The sequence below is a fragment of the Candidatus Mycosynbacter amalyticus genome (assembly GCF_025273655.1).
Taxonomy (GTDB): Bacteria; Patescibacteriota; Saccharimonadia; order Saccharimonadales; family Saccharimonadaceae; genus Mycosynbacter; species Mycosynbacter amalyticus.
On record NZ_CP045921.1, the window covers coordinates 324,111 to 348,398 of the forward strand.

Annotated in this window: 22 protein-coding genes; 16 read left to right on the forward strand and 6 right to left on the reverse strand. The window is 50.4% G+C overall.

Annotated features, from left to right (window positions below):
• Positions 1–32 precede the first annotated feature (32 nt).
• Together GII36_RS01760 and GII36_RS01765 are read left to right on the forward strand one after the other, a co-directional pair.
• The gene (locus GII36_RS01760; RefSeq protein ID WP_260763982.1) at positions 33–659 is read left to right on the forward strand and encodes a hypothetical protein; all 627 of its coding nucleotides are present in this window, start codon (positions 33–35) and stop codon (positions 657–659) included.
• A 66-nt stretch (positions 660–725) separates the two neighbouring features.
• On the forward strand, positions 726–1,718 hold the full coding sequence (locus GII36_RS01765) for a Kiwa anti-phage protein KwaB-like domain-containing protein (protein WP_260763983.1): 993 nt from the start codon (positions 726–728) through the stop codon (positions 1,716–1,718).
• Here GII36_RS01765 and GII36_RS01770 read toward each other — a convergent pair whose 3' ends face one another.
• Together GII36_RS01770 and GII36_RS01775 are read right to left on the reverse strand one after the other, a co-directional pair.
• Entirely contained in the window at positions 1,719–2,375 is a 657-nt protein-coding gene (locus GII36_RS01770) for a type II secretion system protein (protein WP_260763984.1), read from the reverse strand.
• A complete protein-coding gene (locus tag GII36_RS01775) occupies positions 2,348–2,872 on the reverse strand; it encodes a prepilin-type N-terminal cleavage/methylation domain-containing protein (protein ID WP_260763985.1) in 525 nt (174 codons plus the stop codon). Before GII36_RS01775 ends, GII36_RS01770 begins: the two co-directional genes overlap by 28 nt.
• A gap of 96 nt (positions 2,873–2,968) precedes the next feature.
• Here GII36_RS01775 and GII36_RS01780 point away from each other — a divergent pair, with 96 nt between their 5' ends.
• The gene (locus GII36_RS01780; RefSeq protein WP_260763986.1) at positions 2,969–4,495 is read left to right on the forward strand and encodes an ATP-dependent DNA helicase; all 1,527 of its coding nucleotides are present in this window, start codon (positions 2,969–2,971) and stop codon (positions 4,493–4,495) included.
• A 4-nt stretch (positions 4,496–4,499) separates the two neighbouring features.
• Here GII36_RS01780 and GII36_RS01785 read toward each other — a convergent pair whose 3' ends face one another.
• A complete protein-coding gene (locus GII36_RS01785; RefSeq protein WP_260763987.1) occupies positions 4,500–5,345 on the reverse strand; it encodes an LssY C-terminal domain-containing protein in 846 nt (281 codons plus the stop codon).
• A 47-nt stretch (positions 5,346–5,392) separates the two neighbouring features.
• Between GII36_RS01785 and GII36_RS01790 the strand changes: the two genes are divergently transcribed.
• From GII36_RS01790 to GII36_RS01845, 12 genes are all read left to right on the forward strand, one after another.
• The gene (locus GII36_RS01790) at positions 5,393–6,655 is read left to right on the forward strand and encodes a glycoside hydrolase family 1 protein (RefSeq protein ID WP_260763989.1); all 1,263 of its coding nucleotides are present in this window, start codon (positions 5,393–5,395) and stop codon (positions 6,653–6,655) included.
• The gene (locus GII36_RS01795; RefSeq protein WP_260763991.1) at positions 6,652–7,680 is read left to right on the forward strand and encodes a gluconeogenesis factor YvcK family protein; all 1,029 of its coding nucleotides are present in this window, start codon (positions 6,652–6,654) and stop codon (positions 7,678–7,680) included. Before GII36_RS01790 ends, GII36_RS01795 begins: the two co-directional genes overlap by 4 nt.
• Positions 7,649–8,344: an HAD family hydrolase gene (locus GII36_RS01800; protein WP_260763993.1), complete on the forward strand. Its 696-nt coding sequence runs from the start codon at positions 7,649–7,651 to the stop codon at positions 8,342–8,344. The genes GII36_RS01795 and GII36_RS01800 overlap by 32 nt, the downstream gene beginning before the upstream one ends.
• Positions 8,345–8,479: 135 nt before the next feature.
• A complete protein-coding gene (locus GII36_RS01805; RefSeq protein ID WP_260763995.1) occupies positions 8,480–8,767 on the forward strand; it encodes a hypothetical protein in 288 nt (95 codons plus the stop codon).
• A 257-nt stretch (positions 8,768–9,024) separates the two neighbouring features.
• Entirely contained in the window at positions 9,025–9,387 is a 363-nt protein-coding gene (locus tag GII36_RS01810; protein WP_260763996.1) for a division/cell wall cluster transcriptional repressor MraZ, read from the forward strand.
• Between the two features lie 472 nt (positions 9,388–9,859).
• Positions 9,860–10,780, forward strand: coding sequence for a 16S rRNA (cytosine(1402)-N(4))-methyltransferase RsmH (gene rsmH, locus GII36_RS01815; RefSeq protein WP_260763997.1), 921 nt, complete (start codon positions 9,860–9,862; stop codon positions 10,778–10,780).
• Between the two features lie 288 nt (positions 10,781–11,068).
• Positions 11,069–11,308 (forward strand): hypothetical protein, encoded by a 240-nt coding sequence (locus GII36_RS01820; RefSeq protein WP_260763998.1) that lies wholly within the window; start codon positions 11,069–11,071, stop codon positions 11,306–11,308.
• 22 nt (positions 11,309–11,330) lie between these two features.
• Entirely contained in the window at positions 11,331–13,079 is a 1,749-nt protein-coding gene (locus GII36_RS01825) for a peptidoglycan D,D-transpeptidase FtsI family protein (protein ID WP_260763999.1), read from the forward strand.
• 1 nt (position 13,080) lies between these two features.
• Entirely contained in the window at positions 13,081–14,118 is a 1,038-nt protein-coding gene (mraY, locus tag GII36_RS01830; protein ID WP_260764000.1) for a phospho-N-acetylmuramoyl-pentapeptide-transferase, read from the forward strand.
• 41 nt (positions 14,119–14,159) lie between these two features.
• On the forward strand, positions 14,160–15,398 hold the full coding sequence (locus tag GII36_RS01835) for an FtsW/RodA/SpoVE family cell cycle protein (protein ID WP_260764001.1): 1,239 nt from the start codon (positions 14,160–14,162) through the stop codon (positions 15,396–15,398).
• Positions 15,334–16,479: a UDP-N-acetylglucosamine--N-acetylmuramyl-(pentapeptide) pyrophosphoryl-undecaprenol N-acetylglucosamine transferase gene (locus tag GII36_RS01840; RefSeq protein ID WP_260764003.1), complete on the forward strand. Its 1,146-nt coding sequence runs from the start codon at positions 15,334–15,336 to the stop codon at positions 16,477–16,479. Before GII36_RS01835 ends, GII36_RS01840 begins: the two co-directional genes overlap by 65 nt.
• Before the next feature lie 40 nt (positions 16,480–16,519).
• Positions 16,520–17,455 (forward strand): cell division protein FtsQ/DivIB, encoded by a 936-nt coding sequence (locus GII36_RS01845; RefSeq protein WP_260764006.1) that lies wholly within the window; start codon positions 16,520–16,522, stop codon positions 17,453–17,455.
• A gap of 968 nt (positions 17,456–18,423) precedes the next feature.
• Here the strand turns inward: GII36_RS01845 and GII36_RS01850 are convergent.
• Positions 18,424–18,657: a DUF5652 family protein gene (locus GII36_RS01850; protein ID WP_260764008.1), complete on the reverse strand. Its 234-nt coding sequence runs from the start codon at positions 18,655–18,657 to the stop codon at positions 18,424–18,426.
• Positions 18,658–18,722: 65 nt separating this feature from the next.
• Entirely contained in the window at positions 18,723–19,046 is a 324-nt protein-coding gene (locus GII36_RS01855; protein WP_260764009.1) for a hypothetical protein, read from the reverse strand.
• A gap of 65 nt (positions 19,047–19,111) precedes the next feature.
• Here GII36_RS01855 and GII36_RS01860 point away from each other — a divergent pair, with 65 nt between their 5' ends.
• Entirely contained in the window at positions 19,112–21,379 is a 2,268-nt protein-coding gene (locus GII36_RS01860) for a bifunctional alpha,alpha-trehalose-phosphate synthase (UDP-forming)/trehalose-phosphatase (RefSeq protein WP_260764011.1), read from the forward strand.
• Positions 21,380–21,480: 101 nt separating this feature from the next.
• Here the strand turns inward: GII36_RS01860 and GII36_RS01865 are convergent, their stop codons facing one another.
• Positions 21,481–24,249: a type IV secretory system conjugative DNA transfer family protein gene (locus GII36_RS01865; protein WP_260764013.1), complete on the reverse strand. Its 2,769-nt coding sequence runs from the start codon at positions 24,247–24,249 to the stop codon at positions 21,481–21,483.
• Positions 24,250–24,288: the final 39 nt, after the last annotated feature.

Genomic DNA, 24,288 nt, shown 5'->3' on the forward strand with positions numbered 1-24,288 from the left:
GATAGAGGGTATATTAATCGAGGTTAGAGCATATGAGCGAATTTTTCCTGCGTCCAGATAACCCACCCACGGCCGAACAAGTGATGTCGTTTGCTAGAACATGCGTGTTGTTTGCTCACCGTCATGGTCAGCTAGCAAGATACAAGAACTGGTATAAGATCGGTCCCATGGCTCGGTATACACCTCCAGATGTCGTCGCGGGCGAGCCTTTTGGGCTTCTCTACGAAGATACGTTTAAAGTCTATACAAAGATAGACACTGTACGCGAGATAACCCAAGCAAACATACTGCATACTATTGTCGCTCGAGAAATTAATGGTGTCGATGAGGGTGTTCATGCGACTGAACTACGTACGGTAGATAGGCTTAGGGTGGTGGGCAGTCGTGTTGTTGAGTCGAGTCGAAGCTTGGAGCAAACCACTGGTGGCATGAAACAGTCACAGCATAGCTCGTTGCTTGGCGAGATTAGTCTAGATAACCTATATATACCCGATGATCTTGCTGAAAGGATTTCTATCGAGGATGAGTTTCGAGTAATTACCGGAGACGATTTCGCAGGTACTGCTCGAGAGGTGTCACAGCGCATGAATATGGTAGACAATGCAGAGTATGAATATAACGAGAAACGTAAAAACTACTTGGCGTATTTTGACAGGTGATCGGTAGTTCGTAAGGATTTTGCTGTACAATAGTGTGTAGTTATAGATAAAAACGAAAGTTAGAATATGGAAGATCAGCAAGCGCCGGATATGCCGGAGACGACAGATATTTTTTTGTGGGCAAATAATACAGATGGAATCAAAAACGACCTTGATGTCGAACTATTCCTTTTCAACAAAAACTATACCCCGTATAGCACGAATTTTGCCACAGAACTGAACGCACAGATCAAGCCAATGTTTCTCTATGACATCCTCGGCTTCGTCACGATGGGTGCGGGCACTGGACTAAGTGTGCGCGATTTCGAGCTCAGCGACGGTGAAGAGAACACCCTACTTCGCACTGATCTCGAGAAGGTAGGGCGAGCCGAAACCTTGCTTCATCTCATCGAGCATGAGCGCCATGACATTGTAGAATTTAGCGAGCAAGAGCACGAGTTTAAACGTATCAAAGGCATCGTCGCGAAGTTTACGGATCCAAACGACAAGGACAAGAAGTTCTACGTGATCAAAATGATCCAGCAAGGCAATGTACTCAAAGGCGCCACTAGCTGGGAATTCCGCGACGGCAAGTTTGGTGCGTTTGCAGCCGAAGTTGGCTTCAAGTTACCGAGTGACAACCAGGTACTTGTCATCGACAAAGACATCTTTGTGTTCAATCAGACTAAGTTTGAGCGCCTTTTCAATTACGATTATAAAAAACAGGCTATCGCCGATGCCCGCGTAGCCGAGATCGAGCAGCAATACAAGCTGAGTTTTCCGGAAGGATTAACGCTGCAAGACATGGTGCGAGAGCGCAAAAAGATTGTAACCAAACTGCAGAAGCTCGAAGTGGGTGGCGTTACACAGGAGCAGGCGGTGGAGTACGCCGACGAGATGCAGCTGGATATTATGACGGACGACGCAGGTGCAATTATCATCATGGACGGCCACGACCTCGATACGTTCGTGAGTCTCATCAATGAAGATTATATGACGAGCCAAATCACTGGCAAGCGCTACGAGATTAAGAGCAAGAAGCTGCTCGACGAGCCAGATGGCGAACCGCCTCGTGGCTAACTATGTCGGCCAGCCCCATGATTCTGCCGTGTAAGTGACAGGGTATGAGCGCGAGAGATTGATGAAACAGATAGATTTTCTATCGTCATTCCAACTGAGGGTCGTACCGCTGGGGCAGGTTTTGCCGGAAAAATAGCCGTAAATCGCGATACTGCTAGCAGCGGCCGTACCACTATAGCGCGCCCATACGCCACCCGAATATGTGTTAGCAAGATAGGTACTGTTGTCGCCCGGAAGCTTGACGCTCAGTACACTGTCAATGGCTTTGGTAAGTGGAGGATAACTGGCATGAACGGTTGTTGATTCTACAAAATCTCGGCAAAAATAGGATGTCTCGGTGACTGACTGAGCGGTAATGCTGGTCGGTCTACTTGTACCCCAGCGACTGTTGACCTCGGCGCCTGTGAGTCCGCCAAAATGCAGGCAATAGCTGCCGGATTGGGGGACGGCTGGATACTGTTTCTCTTGTGAAGCATAGAGGGCGAACGCATCGCGATAAGAAGTCATGGCATGTACAACTTGTGAATTGAACGCACGATCATCGACACCGCGCCAGGCTACAATGCCGATAGTCACGAGCAATGCTATCATCATGACGACTACAAGTATCTCCACAAGAGTGAAGCCGGCTAGTTTTTGGCGAGTTCGATGTAACATACAGTCGCTCCTGAGTAAGTAGTATCTATAGTAGTACCGGCAGGGCAGCTTTCCCCTTCGTAAGCCTGATAAATCCGAATGCGAGTAGACGTGGTGTAATCTGCCCAAGGACCAACATAGTTGCCGCGTGCGAGTGAGTGTTTGTAGTCGGGAAGAGTACCTACTTTTGTGAGCTCCGTCATGACCGTATTTGGCGCGGCATCATTGGTGCTGGTGGCTATAGAGCCGCCTGCGCAGGTGTTGGATGGAAACGCGGTGCCAAGACAATAGCGCGCGTTGAGGGCGACGCCGGTACTGGAGGCATTTGGATAGACATTGTAGCGATTGCGATACGTGTCGTAGCGTTTCACCCAATCTTGCTGTTCAATGTTGCGAGTACGATCACGTCCGCTGACAAGGGAGCCAGCCCAGCTGACTGTACCGATAGTCACCAAGATACCCAACACAATACAGACGATGATAATTTCGACAATCGTGAACCCACCGGATTTATGCATGACTTAATCATAAGTGATTTGGTGACATGACACAATAGTAGTGCGGTCATGCGAACAAGTTCACGCGACTCTCGTATCGTAGTACAATAGGAGATAATGAAACAAGATATCGCACTCGAGGTATTGCTGGAGGGGCATAGTGCATTGTTGACTGGTCCGGCTGGTACTGGCAAGACATATTTGCTCAACCAGTTTATTCGCCACGCCAAGGCAGAAGGCAAGCATGTGTCTATCACGGCGACCACGGGTCTTGCGGCTACACACTTGGGTGGCAACACAATCCACGCCTGGAGCGGTATTGGTGTAGCCGACGAACTGCGCCCTGGATTTGCAGATCATATGTCAAAGACACGTCGCGAGACGATCGAAAAGACCGACGTGCTCATCATCGACGAGATTAGCATGCTGCACGACTATCGACTCGATATGGTAGACGAAGTCTGTCGCTTAGTGCGTCGACGCGATGAGCCGTTTGGCGGTATTCAGGTAATTATGAGTGGGGATTTCTTTCAGCTGCCGCCGGTCAATCGTAGCGACGGTCGCGCGGGTGGTTTTGTGGTCAATAGCCAGGTGTGGGCAGAGCTGGATCCAGTGGTGATATATCTCGTGGAACAGCATCGTCAAGACGACGAAGAACTGCTCGATATTCTCACGGCACTCCGCGCGGGTGATATTCGTCGCCACCACGCTGAAAAGCTTTTAGCACGTGCCGAGATAGAGCCAGACGACCCAGAGACTATTACCGAGCTTCACACGGTCAATATCGACGTCGACACAATCAATCATGCCAAGCTTGCTGCACTCGACACCGAGGAGCGCACGTTTCAGCAGTTTACGACAGGCTCGGCAAACTATGTAGAGTCGCTCCAGCGTTCGGTGCTCGCACCTGCTGAGCTCGTGCTACGACGTGGGGCATTGGTAATGGCGGTTAAGAATTCTCCGCAGCGCACCTACGCAAACGGTAGTATTGGAACCGTAGTTGATTTTGAACCTGGCACGGATTATCCGGTAGTAGAATTTCGCAGTGGTCGTACAGTGACTATGGTGCCGGATAGCTGGGAGATGCGCGATGGCGACAAGAAGCGCGCCAGTATTTCGCAGATTCCACTGCGTCTCGCGTGGGCGATTACAGTTCACAAAAGCCAAGGTATGACACTCGACGCAGCGCGTATTGACCTGCGTAAAGCGTTTGTGCCGGGGATGGGATACGTGGCGCTCAGTCGTGTGCGCAACATAGACAGTCTCTATCTCTATGGTATCAACCGGACGGCGCTGGCGATTAGTGAGGACGCGCTGGCGATCGACGACGTGCTGCGCAGTAAGACCAAGCAAGACTCCACTCGTTTTGCGCATCTCTCTGAAAAAGCTGCCAAACGAGCCGAAAAAGGTGACGTGGAGCCGAAGAAAAAGTCTGGTTCTAGTGGCTGGGCGGACAAAATCGCCAAAATGCGCGAAACATACCCGAACGCCTACAAGCCTTGGACGAACCAGGATGACGCTACACTGAAAGAAGGGTTTCAAAATGGCAACGACATCGCAGCCTTGTCCGAGCTACTTGGCCGCCACGAAGGCAGTATCAAAATGCGCCTGCAGAAGCATTTCGGCGAAGATGTCGTAAGCTAGGTCGTCATTTGAGATCGATTACCTTGATAGCGCCGTCTGTGATAAAAGTGCCGAACTGCTGGCCACGGAATTTGTACTGTTCTCCAGGATCGCTTGAGTCGATAGAGTGCACGAGTTTGGCACGCTTCAGCGACTCGATGGTGTAGTCTCGTTCTACATCGGCGTTGTGGTCGATCGCGTGGGTGATGGTACCGGTGCGCCAGCGTATGCCGATTGGGCGGACGTCTTCGGTGCAGGCTGCTACCCAGACTTCACGTTCGCCGGAGAGCCATTTAAACAGCTTATTACTCCAGAAATCGAAATGATTGTGATCATGTTTGTCGGCCACGGGTGCCTCAAGTCGCCAGAGGCGCAGATGGTGGCGTGTGCGGGCGCTGAGTCTGGTATTGGTGGGCAGTTCAAATGCGATATCATGTTTGCGGTTGAAAAGATAGAGCGAGCTGACTGGGGCATTTGGGTACGACATATTAAGCGCGATTGAGGCACCTTCTCGCAGGGTATTCATGAGCGTTGCCTCATCGGCTTTGTACCAACCAGCACGTGCAAACGCTTTTTCTAGGTGTGCGCGATCGCGTGCGATGATAGCGAGATTAACTGGGTCGGATGCCCAGCCGTCCCCAGTAGTGACATAGAGAGGTATATGATCGTGTTTGACAATAACATGATACAAGCGAAAGAGTAGCGGAATAATGAAATAGGCCATGGCGCAATATGCTAGCAAGATGGCAAAGAAGAGGGGTATGCGCGTGTCTGCGTATGGCACGGCTTTAAATACAATCAGCCAGATCGCCACACCGCCGATTCCCAGCACCAATACACGCCAGAGCGTATGCAGCAGGAGAGTTACCATATAGCTATCATACACTAGGGCGCGGTACGGGTGATATAATAGGTGATATGTCAAAAACTCCCAAGACGTTTTCTCCTCACTTTTTTTGGGGCGCTGCTACCTCGGCGCACCAGGTAGAGGGCGGCAATCACAATACCTGGAGTGTCTGGGAGCTCGAAAACGCCAAAGCGCTGGCTGCGCGCGCACTGTATCAGTACGGCGATCTCAAATCATGGCATCATACAGAGAAGCTAGCAACGAACCCCGCAAACTATGTGTCTGGTCGTGCAGTCGAACATTACAAGCGCTATGAGCAGGACTTCGATTTGCTCGAGCAGCTGCATATGAATGCGTTTCGCTTCAGTGTAGAATGGTCGCGTATCGAGCCAACCGAGGGTGCGTGGAATGTCGAAGCCATTGCGCATTATAAGCAGTATATCGACGACTTGCATGCGCGTGGTATTGAGCCAGTTATGACACTGTTTCATTTCACGCTACCAGTATGGTTTGCCGATATGGGTGGTTTCGCTAAGCGCGGTAATATCAAATATTTCCTGCGCTATGTAGAGAAGGTAATGCAGGAGCTTAGTATCAATGTCCGCTATATCATCACGATCAACGAGCCAAATGTGTATGTTGAGCGTAGCTACCATGCTGGCGAATGGCCGCCAAACGTGCGCAGTAAATGGCAAACGCTGGTAGTGATGAATAACTTAGCACGAGCACACAATCAAGCTGCTCGCGTGATCCACGAGCTCAAGCCGCGCGCCAAGGTCTCGGTGGCGTATCACTCGGCATACATTTATGCAGGTGATGATGCGTGGCTGAGTCATATGAGCGCGTCTATTATGCAGTTTGTCCATGATGACTACTTCCTGCTTAAGGTGTATAAGCAGTGCGATTTTCTAGGAGTCAACTATTACCGGAGTTACCGCGTCTATGGGTATCGCATCCATAACCCCGAGTTTAGTCATACCGATCTTGGTTGGGACAATAGCCCTGACAATATCGAACACGCGCTAGTGCGTCTCCACGACAAATACAAGCTGCCGATTTTCATCACCGAAAACGGCATTGCCGACGCGCGAGACGAACAGCGCCAGGAGTGGCTCGAAGCAACGATACGTGCTATGCTGGCCGCAATCACCGATGGTGTCGATTTGCTTGGATACTTGCACTGGAGCCTGCTTGACAACGTAGAGCTCGACAGTGGTCGCTGGCCACGTTTTGGGTTGGCGCAGGTCAACTATCTGACAATGGAGCGTAAACTGCGCCCGAGTGCCGTCTGGTTCGGCAAAGTGATCAAAAAACTACGAAAGGTGGACCAGTGAAAGAACCGTTTGCGCGCACCGAGATCAAAATAGCTGTTATCGGTGGGGGTACGGGTAGCTTTACGTTACTTTCTGCGCTCAAAGACCATACCTCGCAGCTGGCTGCGTTAGTAAATATGGCAGATGACGGTGGCAGTACTGGAGTACTACGCGACGAGCTTGGTGCATTGCCACCTGGCGACATCCGTCAATGCTTAGTGGCACTCAGTGATTCTGAACGGGTGCGAGATCTGTTCAATTATCGGTTCGAAGAGGGAAGCCTCAAGGGCCATGCATTTGGCAACCTTTTCCTCACGGCGCTCGAAAAGATGACAGGAGATTTCGGCAGCGGCGTCGAAGTGGCAAGCGAGGTGCTCAATATCAAAGGTGTCGTAGAGCCAATTACGCTCACGAGTGTCAAACTGGCGATGCGTGACAGTCAGGGTCGAGAGACGCGTGGAGAGTTCCAGATTAGTGATATGGAATTTGGCGACGAGCGACCGGAGCTGTGGCTCGAGCCTGAACCAACGCCAAATCCGCGCGCTATTCGCGCTATTGAGACAGCAGATATCGTCGTCATCGCACCTGGCCAACTATACAGTAGTATTGCACCAGCGCTTATTGTACCTGGAGTTGGCGAGGCGCTTGGTCGCACCAAAGCGTTCTGTCTGTACGTCTGCAATCTCGTCACTAAGCCCGGCCAGACCGACAGCTACCAGGTCAATGATTTTGCCGACGAAATCGAGCGATTTGCCGGTCAGAAGTTTCTCGACGCGGTGCTGTTTAATACCGAGCGACCGAGTGATGAACTGCTCGAAAAATACGCCAAATTTGGAGAAAAAAGCGTCGGTTACGATGAAGTAAGTTTGCATGATAAGCCATATATTGCGGCGGGTGCCAAGCTTCTTTCGGGTTCTATCTGGAAAAACACCAACACGGCTGATCCCATAGCTGCGGCGCGCACGCTGATTCGTCACGACTCAGATGCTGTCGCAAATGCTATAATCAAGCTATATGAATACGCCCGTGACGCCAAGCAGTACTGACACATTTTATATTGTCGACTTTGACCGTACATTAGTAGACAGTGACAAGTTACTGCAGGTATTTATAGAAATTACCAATCAATATATTTTGCTGCCAATCGAACGTGTCCAGAAAATCGATGCCGATGTGAAGGCGAAGGGTGACTCGTTTGACACGGCGAGCTATGTGCGTGATCATTTGGCTGACCAGGACTCGCTTGATCTCTGGGAACGACTCCAAAAACAGTTTATCCACGAGAGTAGGGCACTCAACATGCTCCTGCCCGGGGCAAATGAGTTATTGGCATATCTCAATCGTACGCACAAATCACACGGGATTCTCACATATGGTAACCCACTCTGGCAGCATCTCAAGCTCACCGCCAGCGGGTTTAATCATGTGCACCGCATTGTCACGACAGACAAGCACAAGGGCCGGCTGATCTCAGGCTGGCAGCAGTCAGACGGCTCATTTCATCTGCCGCCGGAGTTTGGCGGTAGGGCGGTGGAGCGCGTCGTGCTTATCGACGATAAATCAGCCAGCTATGATGGCTTTCCGCCCGAGCCATCGCATGGCTATCAGCCGCTCGATTACGCTACGGCACTTCCGGCTCAACTTGGTGATGTCCCTCGCAATGTCACGCATGTTACCTCGCTGCATCAGGTAATCGATTTGCTCGAGTAAGTGATCCTGGGCTTGATTCAGGACTCTGTATAATAATACTCGCAGCTCCCAACTACAAATAATATGGTGAAATATATTTCTAAGTGGTTAAGACTATTGACAAAGCATAAGCTATATGCTAGTATTAAAAGTATCATGACACAGAAAACAAAAACCACAACCAAAAAAGCAACGATCAAAACTACAAGCAAAGCTGAGCTGGCGAAAGCACTTGCCAAAGACGAGAAGAAGCTGGCGAAAGACAAGGTGATGCTGGCTGAAGCCGAAGAGCGCATCGTCGAGATGACTATCGGCGAGGATGTACGCAATGCCGTCCTGATCGTGTCCCTTCTTATCAACATGTTTATTTTCATCGCATGGCTCATGATGCAGGTAACAACAGAATACGATTACGCCATTTCTGCAGTTATCTTTGGTCGCTAGTTGTCATATAAACCGTGGTATTTTTGTAAAGAATCCCTCGCCAGTACGGCGGGGGATTATCTCTGTTAGTGCGTATAGTTATCCACAATTTTGTGGATAACACAAAGCACCACTTCAGAAAAAGTCAAAAATGGGGGTTGCAGTGGGTAAAAGTGGGTAGTATGATGAATTCAGTGGCAAACGTAACGAACGACAAAAACAAACAAGCCCACTAAAACCACAACAATACAAAGCACTTAAACCCGAGAAGGAACAAAGTGGCAACGGTAGATTACTTCGAGCGAAAGCTGGACGACAAGCACCGACTTACCATCCCAGCAGAGCTACGCCAGGAATTTGCCAGCGGAGTTGTCATCACTCGCGGATTTAAGGACTATCTGCATCTCTACCCACAAGACGTGTGGGACAGGGAAGTAGAACAAGCACTCAGAGGCAATATCCTTGACGAACAAGTCGCGGATCTCAACGTCAAATTTCGACGTGGGAAAACAGCCGATGAACTCGACCAAAAGCAGGGTCGGGTCACACTAGAGCAACATCTGCTCGACTACGCAGGCATAGACCGGGATATCGTGGCGACACGAGCTGGGCTATACTGGCGTATCGAAGCAGCCAACTAGTGGTAGGTGCTTAAGCAGCCGGTTCTTTAACAACCAGACATTATCAGAAGAAACTCTCGAGATCTGCCAATCTGGCAACGTGGGGTGAGCCTTCCGGAATCACGTAAAACCAATCCGGCGTACCTTCCCTAAAAAACACACCTCCCAAAAAACTCCACCTCACACATAAGTCTCTCACACTAGCTACTCTTTATCAGTTGCACGTCAACTTTGATACACTTACAGAGTAGCAACGACTTTACAAAAACAAACACTTTACACAAAAAACAAACAACAAACCTACGTTGCCAGTTTGGTGATCTCGAAGCTGAGCCCAGTATCCTTGCACATATCGGCGTTGACTCGCTGCGATGCTCCCTCTGCGTATCATCTATACGCTTCGGTGCGCGTCTCGCGGTCGCCTTGATCTGCACAATGATACTGGACTCAGTGACCTGTACGCATACCATGAAAAGTGGTATAATTATAGGTTATGAGTATCAAAGCACATGTTCCACCACAGTCTCATAGCTCGAAAGAGTATGAGCTACATGTACCTGTACTTCTCGATGCCACGCTTGAACTGCTAACACCGCAAAAAGGAGAGAGTTATCTCGACCTGACAGCGGGATACGGTGGTCATGCCGAGGCGTTTCTCGAGGAGACGGGCAACTTTGCTGATTCTGCTTTAGTAGATCGTGATGAGTATGCCATAGCGCATCTTGAACGGTTTGCAGCGCGTGGAGTATCTCTACTTCACACCGATTTCGTGAGCGCTGCTCGCGAGCTTATTGCTCAGCAGAAGAAGTTTGACATCGTAGTTGTGGATTTGGGCGTGTCGTCACCGCAACTCGATCAAGCGACGAGAGGATTTTCTTTTACAAAACCAGGCCCTCTGGATATGAGGATGGACCGTAGTCAAACTACGAGCGCCGAGACTATCGTGAACACCTACACAGTGGACGCGCTTGAGCGTATCATCATCAAATACGGAGAGGAACAGCGAGGCTTCGCACGAAGGATCGCCACTGGAATAGTAGAGAATCGACCCTTCTCGGATACGAAACAACTCGCTGATATGATCGCGCACCTTCACCGTGGCAAATGGCAAAAAATCCATCCTGCCACGCGCACCTTTCAAGCACTGCGTATCGAGGTTAACCAAGAACTCGCGCAAGTGGAAGCGGTTTTACCACTCCTGCCCAGCCTTTTACACCAGAACGGTAGGGTAGGGGTGATAAGCTTCCATAGTCTCGAGGATAGGTTGGTGAAGCAGTTTTTTAAAGAGCAGGCACAAGCGGGGTTCGAAGCCGAGCTAAGTTTGCTCAACAAAAAACCACTCGATGGTGCCACTTACGACGTTCACAATCCGCGCGCTCGGAGCGCCAAACTCCGTGCGGCAGTGAAAAAATAAACACAAAGAAAGGGAGAAGCACTCGCATGCCAATCCACATCAAAGTAGAGAAAAAAGAAGTAGCTGCTGCGTCAATCGCAGTCCGCAAGGGTTAAGCACTGCTTCGGCCACCTATGTCCCTCGCGGCGTAGGTGGCCACCAAACACACAAACACAAATATAAACAGAAAGATATACCACCACAATGTCTTACTCACGTACTGCTACGTACGCTGCTCGGCGTCAACAAAGCTGGGGGCGCAATCAAAACACCGCTCGGTTTGTTTCTCCAGTCAAATTGGGGCCCGTCATGCATACGATTCTCGTAGCGCTGATGGTACTCGTACTTGGAATTATTTACCTGTCGCAAGCATCTGGCTCGGCTACCTATGACCATACTGCATATGATCTGGATCAAAAAATCAACGAACTTGCAACCAAAAAAGCTGACCTCGAAGTAGAGAATGCTCGTCTGAGCTCGCTCGAATCTGTCAAAAACAGCGATGTGGCCAAAGCCATGACGCAACCACAAGCTGAATACGTACACTAATACGGTATAATAGTAAAAGTATATGCCACTAGCACTCCGTCATATGACCAGATCACAATTCCTGGCCATGCTTCTCACGGGAGCGATGGTAGTGATTGTTATGCGGCTATTTTTTCTGCAGGTAATCCAGCATGAACATTATGTGGCACTAGCTACAGAAGAGCAGGTGAAGAAGCTGGTTATACCGGCCAACCGTGGCATGATTTATGCGATGGACGGTGGCACTCCAGTGCCGCTCGTGATGAATCAGCAGGTGTATACACTGTTTGCAGATCCTACGGTAGTAACCGACCCAACTCATGTTGCGCAGGTGGTGCGTGACGTGGCGGGCGGTAATTTGGTTGTTGATGATATTCCTAGAGCGCTTGCCGAGTCAAAATCACAAAAATCGATGTATCGTGTGCTCGCAAAAAACGTGACACTGCGCCAGGCTGAACTGATCAAATCCAAAGAGCTGAAAGGCATTGGTTTCCAAAAAGTATCCAAACGTGTGTATCCGGAAGGTGACATGGCAGCGCAGACTATCGGCTTCGTAAACAACGAAGGTAAGGGGCAGTATGGGGTAGAGCAGCAGCTCAACGACCGCCTGACGGGCAAAGACGGTTTGCTCAAATCTGTCACAGATGTAGCCAACGTGCCGCTGTCTATCGGCAAAGACAATATTCGCGAAGATCCAAAAGACGGCGATAATATTGTCCTGACTATCGACCGTAATATTCAAGCCAAGGCACAAGAGGCACTCATGGCTGGATTGCAGCGTAGCGGCGCGACACACGGGAGCGTGCTGGTGATGGATCCAAATAGTGGCAAAGTGCTGGCGCTGGCCGATTACCCAACATACAGCCCTGCAGAATTTAACAAAGTACAAGATGAGCAGGTATTTCGCAATATAGCTAGCACTGAACCGTACGAACCGGGCTCGGTGCTTAAGACATTTACGATTGCGACAGGTATCGACAAAGGTGTAATGAACGCGCAGACGACATTCTACAATACTGATAAGATCCAGGTTGAGGATCGCACGATTACCAATGCACTTAAAGGTGTGACAGGCACAATTACCATGCAGAAAGCACTCGATAACTCACTGAATACCGGTATGGTGACTGTGGCGCAGCGCCTCGGTGACGGCAAAACGATTAATAAGACGGCACGCGATACGATATACGAATATTTTCATAATCGACTAGGTCTGGGTGAGCGTACTGGAATCGAAATCGCCAACGAGCAAAAAGGTATTTTGATTTCGCCTCAAGACGAGCAAGGCAACGCAGTACGGTATTCCAATATGGCATTTGGGCAGGGGCTCAATGTGACGATGTTGCAGGTGGCGGCCGGATTCTCCGCGATCATTAATGGCGGTACCTACCACTCACCGACGGTGATAGACGGCACCTACACAAATGGGCAACTGAATCCCGAAAAGCACTCCCAAACTCGGGCAAATGTCATTAGCCAGAGCGCGTCCGCCCAAGCCAAAGAGATGATACATAACGCCCGTGTCGGCTACACCAAAACCGACACGCCAGGCTACTACATTGGCGGAAAGACTGGTACTTCACAAACGCTCGAGAACGGTCAATACGTCGATACCCAGACCGTCGGCACATATTTAGGCTTCGGTGGCACCGAAGCAGAGTCAAAGTACGTTATAATGGTGCAAGTATCAGGTAAAAACATGAATCTCGAAGGAAACAAACATGCCATGCCGATTTTCACCGACTTGTCTAACTGGCTTTTGAATTATTATCAACTCCAACCTAAGGTTTAATATGCAAGATTTCATCACACTTTCGCAGCTAACAAACGAAATGACTAGTACATTTATTCTCAGTGTGGCGGCATTTTTGCTGGCAACGGCTTTGACGCCAATTTATACCTACGCAGCATACCGTTATCGCTTCTGGAAGAAACAGCGTGACACAAGTACAACTGGTGAGAAGTTGCTCGTATTCGTCAAACTTCACAAAGAGAAATTCAAGCGTAACATCCCTACGATGGCCGGTGCAATTGGCGTAATTGCCATTACCACCGTCACGCTCGTCAATCTCGACAGGGGGGAGACCTGGTTGCCGCTGGCAGCACTGCTGGGGGGCGCATTTGTGGGCCTGCTCGACGATATTATCAATCTAAGAGGTGATGGTACAGGGGTGGCGGGCATGCGCTCAAGCGTTAAGTTCCTTATGATCACAGCACTGGGCTTAGCACTAGGGTGGTTTTTCTGTGTCAAGCTTGGGTATAGTAGTGTGCATATTCCGTTTGTTGGGCCACTAGAGATTGGTTGGTTTATGATTCCGCTATTCGCCTTCGCGGTAGTAGCAACGGGTAACGCAGTTAATATTAGTGACGGATTGGATGGACTTGCAGGTGGGTTGCTGGCGCTAAGTTTTAGTACATTTGGTGTGATTGCACTTCTGCAGGGGCAGTTCCATCTGGCGGGCTTCTGTTTTACGGTTGTCGGTGCGCTGCTCAGCTATCTGTGGTTTAATATTTACCCGGCTAGATTTTTCATGGGTGACGTAGGGAGTTTTGCATTTGGCGCCTCTTTGGGCGTGGTGGCGATGCTCACAAACACGCTTTTCCTGCTGCCGGTCATCGGGGTGATTTTTGTAGTAGAAGCAGGCTCAAGTTTGATCCAGATATTCAGCAAGCGAGTCTTTCATCGTAAAATCTTTACGTCTGCGCCTATCCATCACCATCTGGAGGCTGCCGGCTGGCCAGAAACTAAGGTGACGATGCGCTTCTGGGTAATTGGCGCTGTGGCGGCATTCCTCGGTGTGTATCTTGCGATCGCCGGAGGACATATTTAGTGCGCGAGTCGCTACGCAGGGTGGGTATAAATACTCAAAGTTTGCTACGCCGCCATAATCCCGACTATCGGATTTTGACCTACACGGTTATTTTGGTTGTTATCGGTTTGATTATCATCTTTGCGATTGGGCCGCAGCGTGCCAATGTACTCAACGAATCGTTCGGCAGCGATCTTTCGGACACGTACTTCGTGATCAAACAGGCGAGTAGTGTCGTGGCGGCAGTGGCGGCATTTGTAGTGGCATACCGCGTGAGTCTCGACTGGATGTTACGGCGGCGACTGGGTATTTTACTCACGGGTTTCGCAGCCTGTTTCTTGCTAGTACTACTAGGTAATGTGTTGCATATGGAATCCGTGGCGCAGTGTGCCCTTGGTGCGTGTCGTTGGTTTGTGGTGCCGGGACTTGGCACGGTGCAGCCGGCAGAGATTTTGAAATTTGGCCTCTTGATATATCTCGCAGGATTTTTGGCGGCGCGGATGCGTACTGGACTTATCAATGACCGCGACAAAACAATCATACCAGTTATCATACTGATGGCAGCCGCCGCTTTGTTCGTGATTGTACTCCAAAAAGACCTCGGCACCGGTATCGCTACGGTCTCGATAGTTGTGTCTATGTTTGTCGTATCGGGTATGCACAGGCAAGTTGGTTTGGCGCTGCTCGGGTTACTACTGGTGGCGGGACTGTTAGTGATTATCACTGCGCCGCACCGTATTGACCGTGTTATGACATTTCTCAAGGGTGACGAGGCGTCGGTAGATGACGCATCCGGGTATCATATTGCGCATGCTAAGATCGCGATCGGCAGCGGCGGCGTGCTAGGTGTAGGTATTGGCAATAGCGTCCAAGCGGCGGGGTACTTGCCAGAGGCAATCAATGACTCGGTATTTGCAATTCTTGGCGAAACGTTTGGATTTGTGGGTTTGGTGTTTATTTTGGTGATGTTCTATCTACTACTGGTGCGGATACTGGGGCTTATAGATCGGCTTGAGAAACCAGAGTATCGCCTCATAGTTGCAGGTGTTTTCGGCTGGATTGCGTCGCATGTTGTCATCAATGTTGCCGCCATGACTGGGCTCATGCCACTCACTGGTATCACATTGCCGTTTTTGAGCTTCGGTGGCACCAGTTTGGTATTTATCGCGGCGGCGCTAGGTGTAGTTTTTCAGATTTCACGGTATACTGTTCATACACGCATAAAGGAGGAGACGAATGAAGATTCTCGCGGTCGGCGGGGGGTCGGGCGGCCACGTTACGCCAGTCGCCGCAGTCGTTGAACAGTTGGCTGAGCTTGAAGGCGACAAGTCGATTGATGTGCTGTTTGTGTGTGATCGTGGCTTTGCGCCACAGGCGCGCGGTATTATGAGCAATGTATCGGTGCCGGTCGCCGTGCGCACAGTTACTTCTGGCAAGCTGCGACGCTATCCACACCTGTCTTTTTGGCAGCACTTTGCGCATATCAGTATCGTGGGAAGTAACCTTGTCGATATGTTCAAAGTAGCCATTGGGTTCTTTCAGAGCTTGGTGCTCATCGCGCAGTTTCGTCCAGATGTTGTACTGGCAAAAGGTGGGTTTGTCTGCTTGCCGGTAGGATTTGCCGCCTGGTGCCTGCGGCGTCCACTTGTAATCCATGACTCCGACGCTCGGCCCGGACTCACTGCTCGGTTGCTAGTACGATTCGCAACCACTATTGCCACTGGTTTTCCGCTCAAAAACTACACATATCCATCTGCGAAGAGTCACTATGTCGGAGTGCCTATTGATCAGGCGTATAGTCCTGTATCGGCCGAAGAACAGGCTGCCTACAAGCAGGCGCTGGGTTACGATCCTACTAAACCGATGTTGATGGCGTTTGGCGGTGGTCTTGGGTCGGTAAATATCAACGATGCGGCGGCCGATCTGGCGCGTGCACTAGGGGACGGAGTGACAGTCTACAATGGCACCGGTACTGCTCATGTTGAGCGTGCAGAGCAGCGTGGAGCGGGACTTATGAATTATCATCCTGAAGGGTTTGTGTATGGACTGCACGATATTATGGCGGCCGCCGACTTGGTGATAACAAGGGCGAGTGCCACTGCGCTGCAAGAGCTGGCTGGCATGAGCAAGCCTACTATCGCTGTACCTGGGCGGCAGCTCGCCGATCAGCACTATAACGCCAAGATATTTGGTGCGGCAGATGCTGTAGTGGTATTACAAGATGACGAGCTTGCTACCGGCGATCGGCTTACTACTACTGTACGTGAACTACTCGATTCTCCAGATCGCCGTGATGCGCTCGCGCAGTCGTTTCATACATTTGCAAAACCGGACGCAGCACTTCAGCTCGCCAAGCTAGTGATCGCGGCGGCAAAGTCGTAGCGCACAAGGCATAAAACTGGTAGAATGAAGCATAAGTATCATGCCTCGTTTCTCACGTAAATCTGGAACAGATGTCGGACCACCTCGCAGAAGGCGGTCTGTTGAAGATGCGGGCTCTCCAGCTCGCAAGGACTCGCTGTATATGCGTGGACGCACCTTGGCTGGTGCGACAAGCCATACCCTACGCAGCGCAGAGCCTCGCGCATTGAGTAACGCAACACCTAGAGAAAAAGTACACCATCTGACAAATCTGCGCCGTCGCTTGACACTAGTGCTCAGCATGTCGCTTGGCGTTATTATCTTACTCATGGTATTTCTGTATCAGTTTACGGCTGGTGTGCAAGTGGGATTCAGCGGTGCTCGCCCTGCGTCGAGTAGCGAGTACGAGCAAGCCATCCAAGAATATCTATCGCAGAATCCACTTGAGAGATTACGATTCAACCTTGATGCAGATAAGCTCAATACCTTTGTGAACACTAAGCTACCCGAAGTAGAGCAAGTCAGTGTGGGTGGTTATACTGGGCCTGTGACCTCGGGATTTGATATTACGCTCCGTAAGCCCGTCGTGAGTTGGAATGTCGATGACAAAACATACTTTGTTGATTCCCACGGCGTCTCCTTTACAAAGAACATCTACGAAAATCCGACTGTGACAATTGTTGACAATAGCGGTGTCGAGCATACCTCTGGCACGGCTATTGCGAGCGAGCGTTTCCTCACATTTGTCGGTAAGGTCGTGGCACAGGCCGAGGCAAACGGCCACAAGGTGACAAAGGTGGCGATCCCAGCCGGCACTTCTCGCCAGGTTGAGCTCTATGTTGAAGGTCACGACTATCCGGTTATTATGTCAATCGATCGTTCGGCAGGGGAGCAGGCCGAGGACATGGCGCGCTCAATCGCCTATTTTGACAAGCAGGGGCGTAAACCGAAATATCTTGATATCCGCGTCAAAGGTAAAGTGTTTTTCAGGGAGTAGGGGATAGTTGAGCTTTGAGTAGTGGGGCAATAGGGTGTACTCTGCTCTTTTACATGATGTTCTATTTTCGTTCTATTTTATAAAAAACATACAAAAATACAAAAATATAAAAAAGTCAAATTCTCCAATAAGCTTCGACGAGAGAAGGGGGTAGGGGTGAGAGGCCAGGCCAGCTAACAGTCACATGTATCGCGGGAGGTATGTCACACGCGGCGGCTCGGGATCTGCAGATTGCGACACAAAAAACATATTTCTGTGGAAAAACTATACAATGTCAAATATTGCAGGAAAAGTCAAATAATCTTGTGCTTTGTAGCAGAACGTACAATATCGTGCGAACGCTTTTGGTGAGGTCGGCGCTCTATGTATAAGGATAGTTTTCCGTGTATAAATAACATTGCAATGTGTGGCAAAAGACGCAGAGGTCGCTCTATATGTGCAGGGGTGCCCCCTATCAACCATAAAGTACGAAATACTTACATGTTCTATACGTGTTTTCTTATACAACAATCATTTGTTTGTTTTATGTCGTAAAAGATATATTGTGCGACATTAAATATCAACGCATGTTATGATACCTGTATACATTCATAATACTTACGTTTTTGCTGCTATGATGATCATACTATATAATTACACCCTACTATGACGTATCACCCTCTTCCCGCTCTGTTTATAGATCACTGGGGTCTCGAATGCTCGGTTTGTTGTGCCTGTCTATGTGTCAATTGCCACGACTTTGCCGCAAACCCGTCAAGTTCGTACTTACTATCTCAATTTTAAGCTTTACGTTCGCGGTCTGTACGTGAGTTGTCGATATCAGTCTGCGCAGCAATCGAGTTATTGTGGTCGTCAGCAGGAACAAATATAAGTTCTATTTCTGTTCTACTGAGTTAAGATATTATAAGTATCAGAAGAGCGATATCGCTGCGAATAGGCTCCCCTGCCCTTACTAATAGATAAGTGTCCTAGTTTTTTTGGTCGTCTGATTTCTTGGCGGCTGCAGCAAGCGTGAGCCCGCCAGTGAGTAGCAGGTAGATGATTGGCAAGATACCAGCACTGTTGATGATGAGTAGCACGACGAACCAGACTTTGCTGTCGTGATGCGCGGCGCGCCAGAGTGCTAGGCCTTTCCACAACAAGTCCCATAGCGCGATGAGCACTATAATTGCGGCGTTATCTTGTAAAAATTGCATATTCATCTAGCGAGTCCTCACTTATAATATGCAACTAGTATCTCATACTTGTGGCTGGTTTTCGAGAGACGCTAAGAGAGCGATTCGGTCGCTTCTGGCTCTTTCGCCACAATGAGTTCTGCGCGCGGCGGTGCAGCGGGCTTGGTTTGCTGCTCCATGAGCTCGCGGATGCGTCGAATATCTTTTTGTGTTTCCAGCGTGGCCTTTTCTACTTTATAGCGACGGATGGTGCTGAACGATACGTAGATGAGAAAAAGTATCGTCAGGATGATCGTGATGACGATACTCGTGATCATGAGCGGCATTAACGCATTGAGGTCGAGGCTTGGTGCGGCGGTAGTGCTCCCCTGCTGAAGTTGTTGCTGGAGTGAATCGAGTGATGTAGTGTCTTGCATAAGCACTACTAGTATACACCCGATAGGTGCAGCGAGGCTGAAAATGCGCTATACTAAAGAGAGCGATGAACAAGTTTCAGACCGTCATCATATCCAACCGCCTGCCAGTCAGTGTCAGTAGAAAAGACGGAAAATTAGTGTACGAAGCCAGCTCCGGTGGTCTTGCCACTGCCATGAGCTCCCTTGAAGTGGAAGATAAAGTTTGGATTGGCTGGCCGGGCATAGATGCTGATACGTTGAGTGACGATGAACGCGCGGAAATTACGCAGGAATTGGCAGGGCGAGGCTGTTATCCGGTATTCCTCACAGCTGAAGAAGTAGAGCTGTACTACGAGGGCTACGCAAACGACACTCTATGGCCGCTGTTTCACTATTTCCAGAGCGTAGCGCATTATTCGGACAAGTACTGGCAGGCGTATCTCACAGTTAACGAGAAGTTTGCGGCCGCGACTGCTGAAGTATCGGCTGATGATGCCCGTATTTGGATCCAGGATTATCACTTCATGTTGCTGCCGGCTCAGATTCGAGAGCGCCTCTCAGGCGCAACAATTGGCTTTTTTCTCCACATTCCCTTCCCTAGTTTCGAGATCTTTCGCCTACTCCCACAGCGTAAAGAACTGCTGCGCGGATTGCTCGGTGCCGACGTGGTGGGGTTTCATGTCTACGACTATGCGCAGCATTTTCTCGATAGCTGTCGACGCTTACTGGGCGCGTCTGCGTCGAGTGGCATGTTGGAATACGAGGGTCGCATGGTTAAGGCGGCCGCCTACCCTATCGGCATAGACTACGACAAATTCCGTGCACAGCTTGATACGCGCGAGACCAAGGATGCACTGAAGCAACTTGAAGACGCCTACGGCAAGCAAAAACTTATTTTGTCGGTGGATCGCCTGGACTATTCCAAAGGCATCCCGGAGCGGCTCGAAGCGTTTCGCTTATTACTTGAGCAGCATCCTGAATATCATGGCAAGGTAAAGCTTCTGATGGTAGCAGTCCCCTCTCGCACAGGTGTTAAAGCATATCAAGAGCTTCGTGACGAAATTGAAAAGACGGTCAGTCGTATCAACGGCACCTTCGGTACGGTAGATTGGGCGCCGATTTCATATCAGTTTCAGAACCGTCCATTTGCTGAGATTGTAGCCTTGTACGCGCGCGCAGATATCATGCTGGTGACGCCAATTCGTGACGGCATGAATCTGGTCGCAAAAGAGTATGTGGCCAGCAAAAAACGTCGTGGTGGCGTGCTGATTCTGAGCGAGATGGCCGGCGCGATTGATGAATTGCCAGAGGCGCTGAGTATCAACCCCAATAACGCGCAGACAGTAGCAGATGCTACGCATCATGCCCTGACAATGCCTGTCGCCGAGCAAAAGAAGCGCCTGACTGACATGCAGCAGCGACTGAGTGTGGTGACGGTGCAAAATTGGGGCAAAGAATTTATGCATGATTTAGAACAGGCTGCTGCACAAGATGGTTCGCGCAAACAATTGTCGCTTACGCAGCGCCAGCGTATCGCGGCACGGTATCAGACCGCGACGAGGCGCCTCATTATTCTCGACTACGATGGTACGCTACGAGGTTTTGTGAAGACGCCATCACCCCTGGCTGCTACGCCAAATCTGCGCGTTTGGCGCGTGCTGAAAGCACTGAGTGACGATCCTAACACAACTGTAGCGATTGTAAGCGGTCGTACGCGACGTGCGCTGTCAAGTTGGTTTGTGGGGTTGCCACTTGTGCTTGCTGCCGAACATGGAGCCTGGAAACGCTACGACGGCAAGTGGCAGCAGATCGACAGCGGCTTCAAAAAAGACAAGAAACGTATTCGCCAAGTGATGGAGAAGTATTCTGGTCGTACCAAAGGCGCCGAGATCGAAGAAAAAGACCATGCGATGGTGTGGCATTATGCCAATGTAGAGCCAGATGTGGCATTTAAGCGCGCGAGTGAGCTGAAGCGTGAGCTCGGTGAGCTTCTGGTCGATGACGACATCGCGGTACACGAAGGGCGTAATATCGTTGAGGTGAAGCCAACGGCTGTGACAAAAGGCAACGTAGTACGCGAACTACGGCGTCACTATGCGGCTGATTTTGTGCTTTGCGCGGGTGATGATTATACCGACGAAGATATGTTTCGCGAGTTGCAAGATGATCCAGGCGCTGTCACAATCAAAGTCGGTCAAGGCGACACCACGGCACGTCATATGGTAGCAAAACCGGCGCAGCTGCTGCGCGTGCTTGAAGACCTGTCCCCTGTTTCTACGCTGTCTAGTCTGACTGAGATTCCGACCAAGATACCAAAGATTCCGCGCAAGATTTATCGATGGCTGAAACGCTAGAATTTTGCAACGCCGGTCATACCGGACGTAGGTCCTGGAGACCAATAGAATAATTCGTAGTCTTACTGCGTAATAACATTATCACTCGCGGCGATACTTTTTCAAGATTCGGTTGGAGTTGCCGGTTTTTTCTTGCGGGTACGTTTGCGCTTGCGTTTCTTCGGTGCATCTCTAGAACCTTCTTCTGTTTGCGCTGGAGCTGGGCTGCTGGTAACGGCGGGCTGCTGCGTGGCGGCAGTGGGTTTTTTCTTGCGATCGTGACGAATTTGTAGTGTGCCATCGTCTGCCACTGAAGCGACAGGCGGCGCGGTAGGTGCTGGTGGCACCGTCTCGGCTGGCACGGGTGGCGGTGTGGCGGAGTCCGGAGTTATCATCTGCGTCTGGGCGTTGATCGGCCATTGTTTTGTGTCGGGAACAGGAGTAGTTGGGGTTGCTTTTGGCTTCTTGAGCTGCTCTGGCGGCTGGATGAGATCACTAATCGCCTGTTCCACTTCGGCTCGTGGCAGGCTAAACTGTTCCCGGCTGTTTTGGATGATATAAGCTGAATTGTCTACTTGTGGTGGTGGCAGATTGAGCGTGGTGGCGCTGAAAGCCGGGGCTTTCTCTCCCTTGATGACCATATTCACGATGAAATGGCGATTATGCATCTGTAGCAGATCATTTGCCTCGAACTGCGGCTGGAACTGCTGCGCGAGTATCTGGGCATCTTCGGCCGAGACGCGGAAAGATATCATGGTTCCAACGTTACCAAACACTGCGCCGCGCACCGTGTCACTCATCTGCGAGATATACTGATTGGCAACGGTGAGGTTGAGTCCGTATTTACGAGCTTCGGAGAGAATAGTGGCAAACGAGTCGGTCGCAAAGTTTTGGAACTCGTCCACATAGAGATAGAATGGCCGACGGTCTTCGACATTGGGGATGTCACTGCGGCTCATGGCGGCAAGCTGGATCTTGGTGACCAGGAAACTACCGAGGATACCAGCATTATCTTCGCCTATGAGCCCCTTGCTCAGATTCACTACCAGGATTTTGCCGTCATCCATGATCTCGCGGATATTGAATGTACTCTTCGGCTGACCGATGATATTGCGAATGACCGGGTTGGCAGTGAAAGCGCCCACCTTGTTGAGCACAGGCGCGATGGCTTCGGCCACAAACTTGTCGTTCCAGCTGGCAAATTCTACTTTCCAGAACTGAAGCACTACTGTGTCGGTACAGTAATCAAGCGTTTCTTTGCGGAACTTCTTGTCTGTAAGCATGCGTGTGATGTCGAGCATAGTCGTCTCTGGACGGTCGAGCAGTGCCAAAATGGTGTAGCGCAAAATATACTCTAGGCGTGGCCCCCACGATTCACCGAACATACGCTTGAGCACGCCGATAACTTCAGAGCTGATGTTGCTTTTCATGTTGGGATCGGTGACTTCGAGCGGGTTGAAACCGACGGGATGCGCGGTGTCGGCTGGATTGAAATACACGACGTCTTTGATACGGTGCGCCGGGATAAACTTCATGTTATTGATAGCAAAATCGCCGTGCGGATCGATGATAGCGTAGCCTTGGTTGTGGTAGACGTCGCTCAGAGCAAACAGTTCGAGCAAGCCGGACTTACCAGCACCCGTCTGACCGATGATGTAGACATGGCGTGAGCGATCGTAACGTAACATGCCGAACTGGTGATTTATACCACGGAAGTTTGTCAGGCCAAACGCAGAGATGTTTTCGTCGATTGCTTCGTTGCCGGTGATGACGGGTAGTTTGGCCGGCGGCTCGGCCGTCTTGGTGCTGGCCCAGACAATGTTTGGTGTCTCCACGTTTGTGTGCGGCAGGTGGAAGACGCTGGCGAGCTCTTCGATATTGAGCACGAAGCCGTCGCCGCCCATGAAGACACGGCTACGATACGCGCCCAGCGAATCTTTGTCCATGCTGCTGTTTGATTGTTTGAAACCGTTGAGATTGGTGCTGTTGTACTGTTTATAGGTCCCCACCAAGGCCTGCATGCGGAGCTTGGCATTGGCTTGGCTTTCGCCGAGGTAGGCCAGACGGATTTTGACTTGGTAGCCGAGTTTGGTTGCCTTTTTCTCGGCTTCGGCGATACGGGTTTTATCGCGCTCGGATAACTCTTTAGGCTTGGCCTCACCGCCTGCTCCGGTCTCTGGCGGTTTTACAAGTGCCTCGGCCAGTGTGCCGAGCCATTTCATATCAAAGCCACTCGATATACTGAATCCCCCACCGTTTTTGACTTTGCTGATCCAAGCATTGCTGTTTTTGTGCCAACTGTCGGGGACTGGGCGCACCAGTACTTGAATCCAGAGCTCTTCTCCGGTGTCTTCGAGCTTGGCGAGTGTACCGGTGATACCGGCAAGTGGGTCGACTTCGAAGCTCTGGAACGTTTTGAGCGGCAAAAACTCGCTGTCTGTAAGGGTGATCTCGGCAGTATGGACGACGCTGTGGTGGCGTTCGTGTGCGACGTAGTCTTCGTCGGCTTCGTGAATCTGTACGGTTGGATACTGGGCGTAGATCTGGCCTTCGACGAAGCTCTGGAGCGTCGTGGGGGTCCAAACATAGAAGCGAATTTGGCCGCCTACCGAAGCAATTTCGAAACTCAGGTGTTCCTGCACTCCCCCAGCACGCTTGAGCTCTTCGGCATCGCGCAAAATACCGTGCAGGCTGGCAAATAGCTGCTCTGCGGCAAGTTCAGATTTGTCGTTGGTTTTCGGGATTTCGAGGATGAGGAGTGTACTTTCGACGGTCTGGATTTGTTTGATCTTGCGGTTATTCCAGACGGCGAGTCCACCCAAGATGAGACATACGGGGACCCATACGTACGGGGATAGGATGAGCTGGATAAACTCGACGAAAAAATTCATAATATTTATGATTTTCATTATATCATACCTCTGTTAATT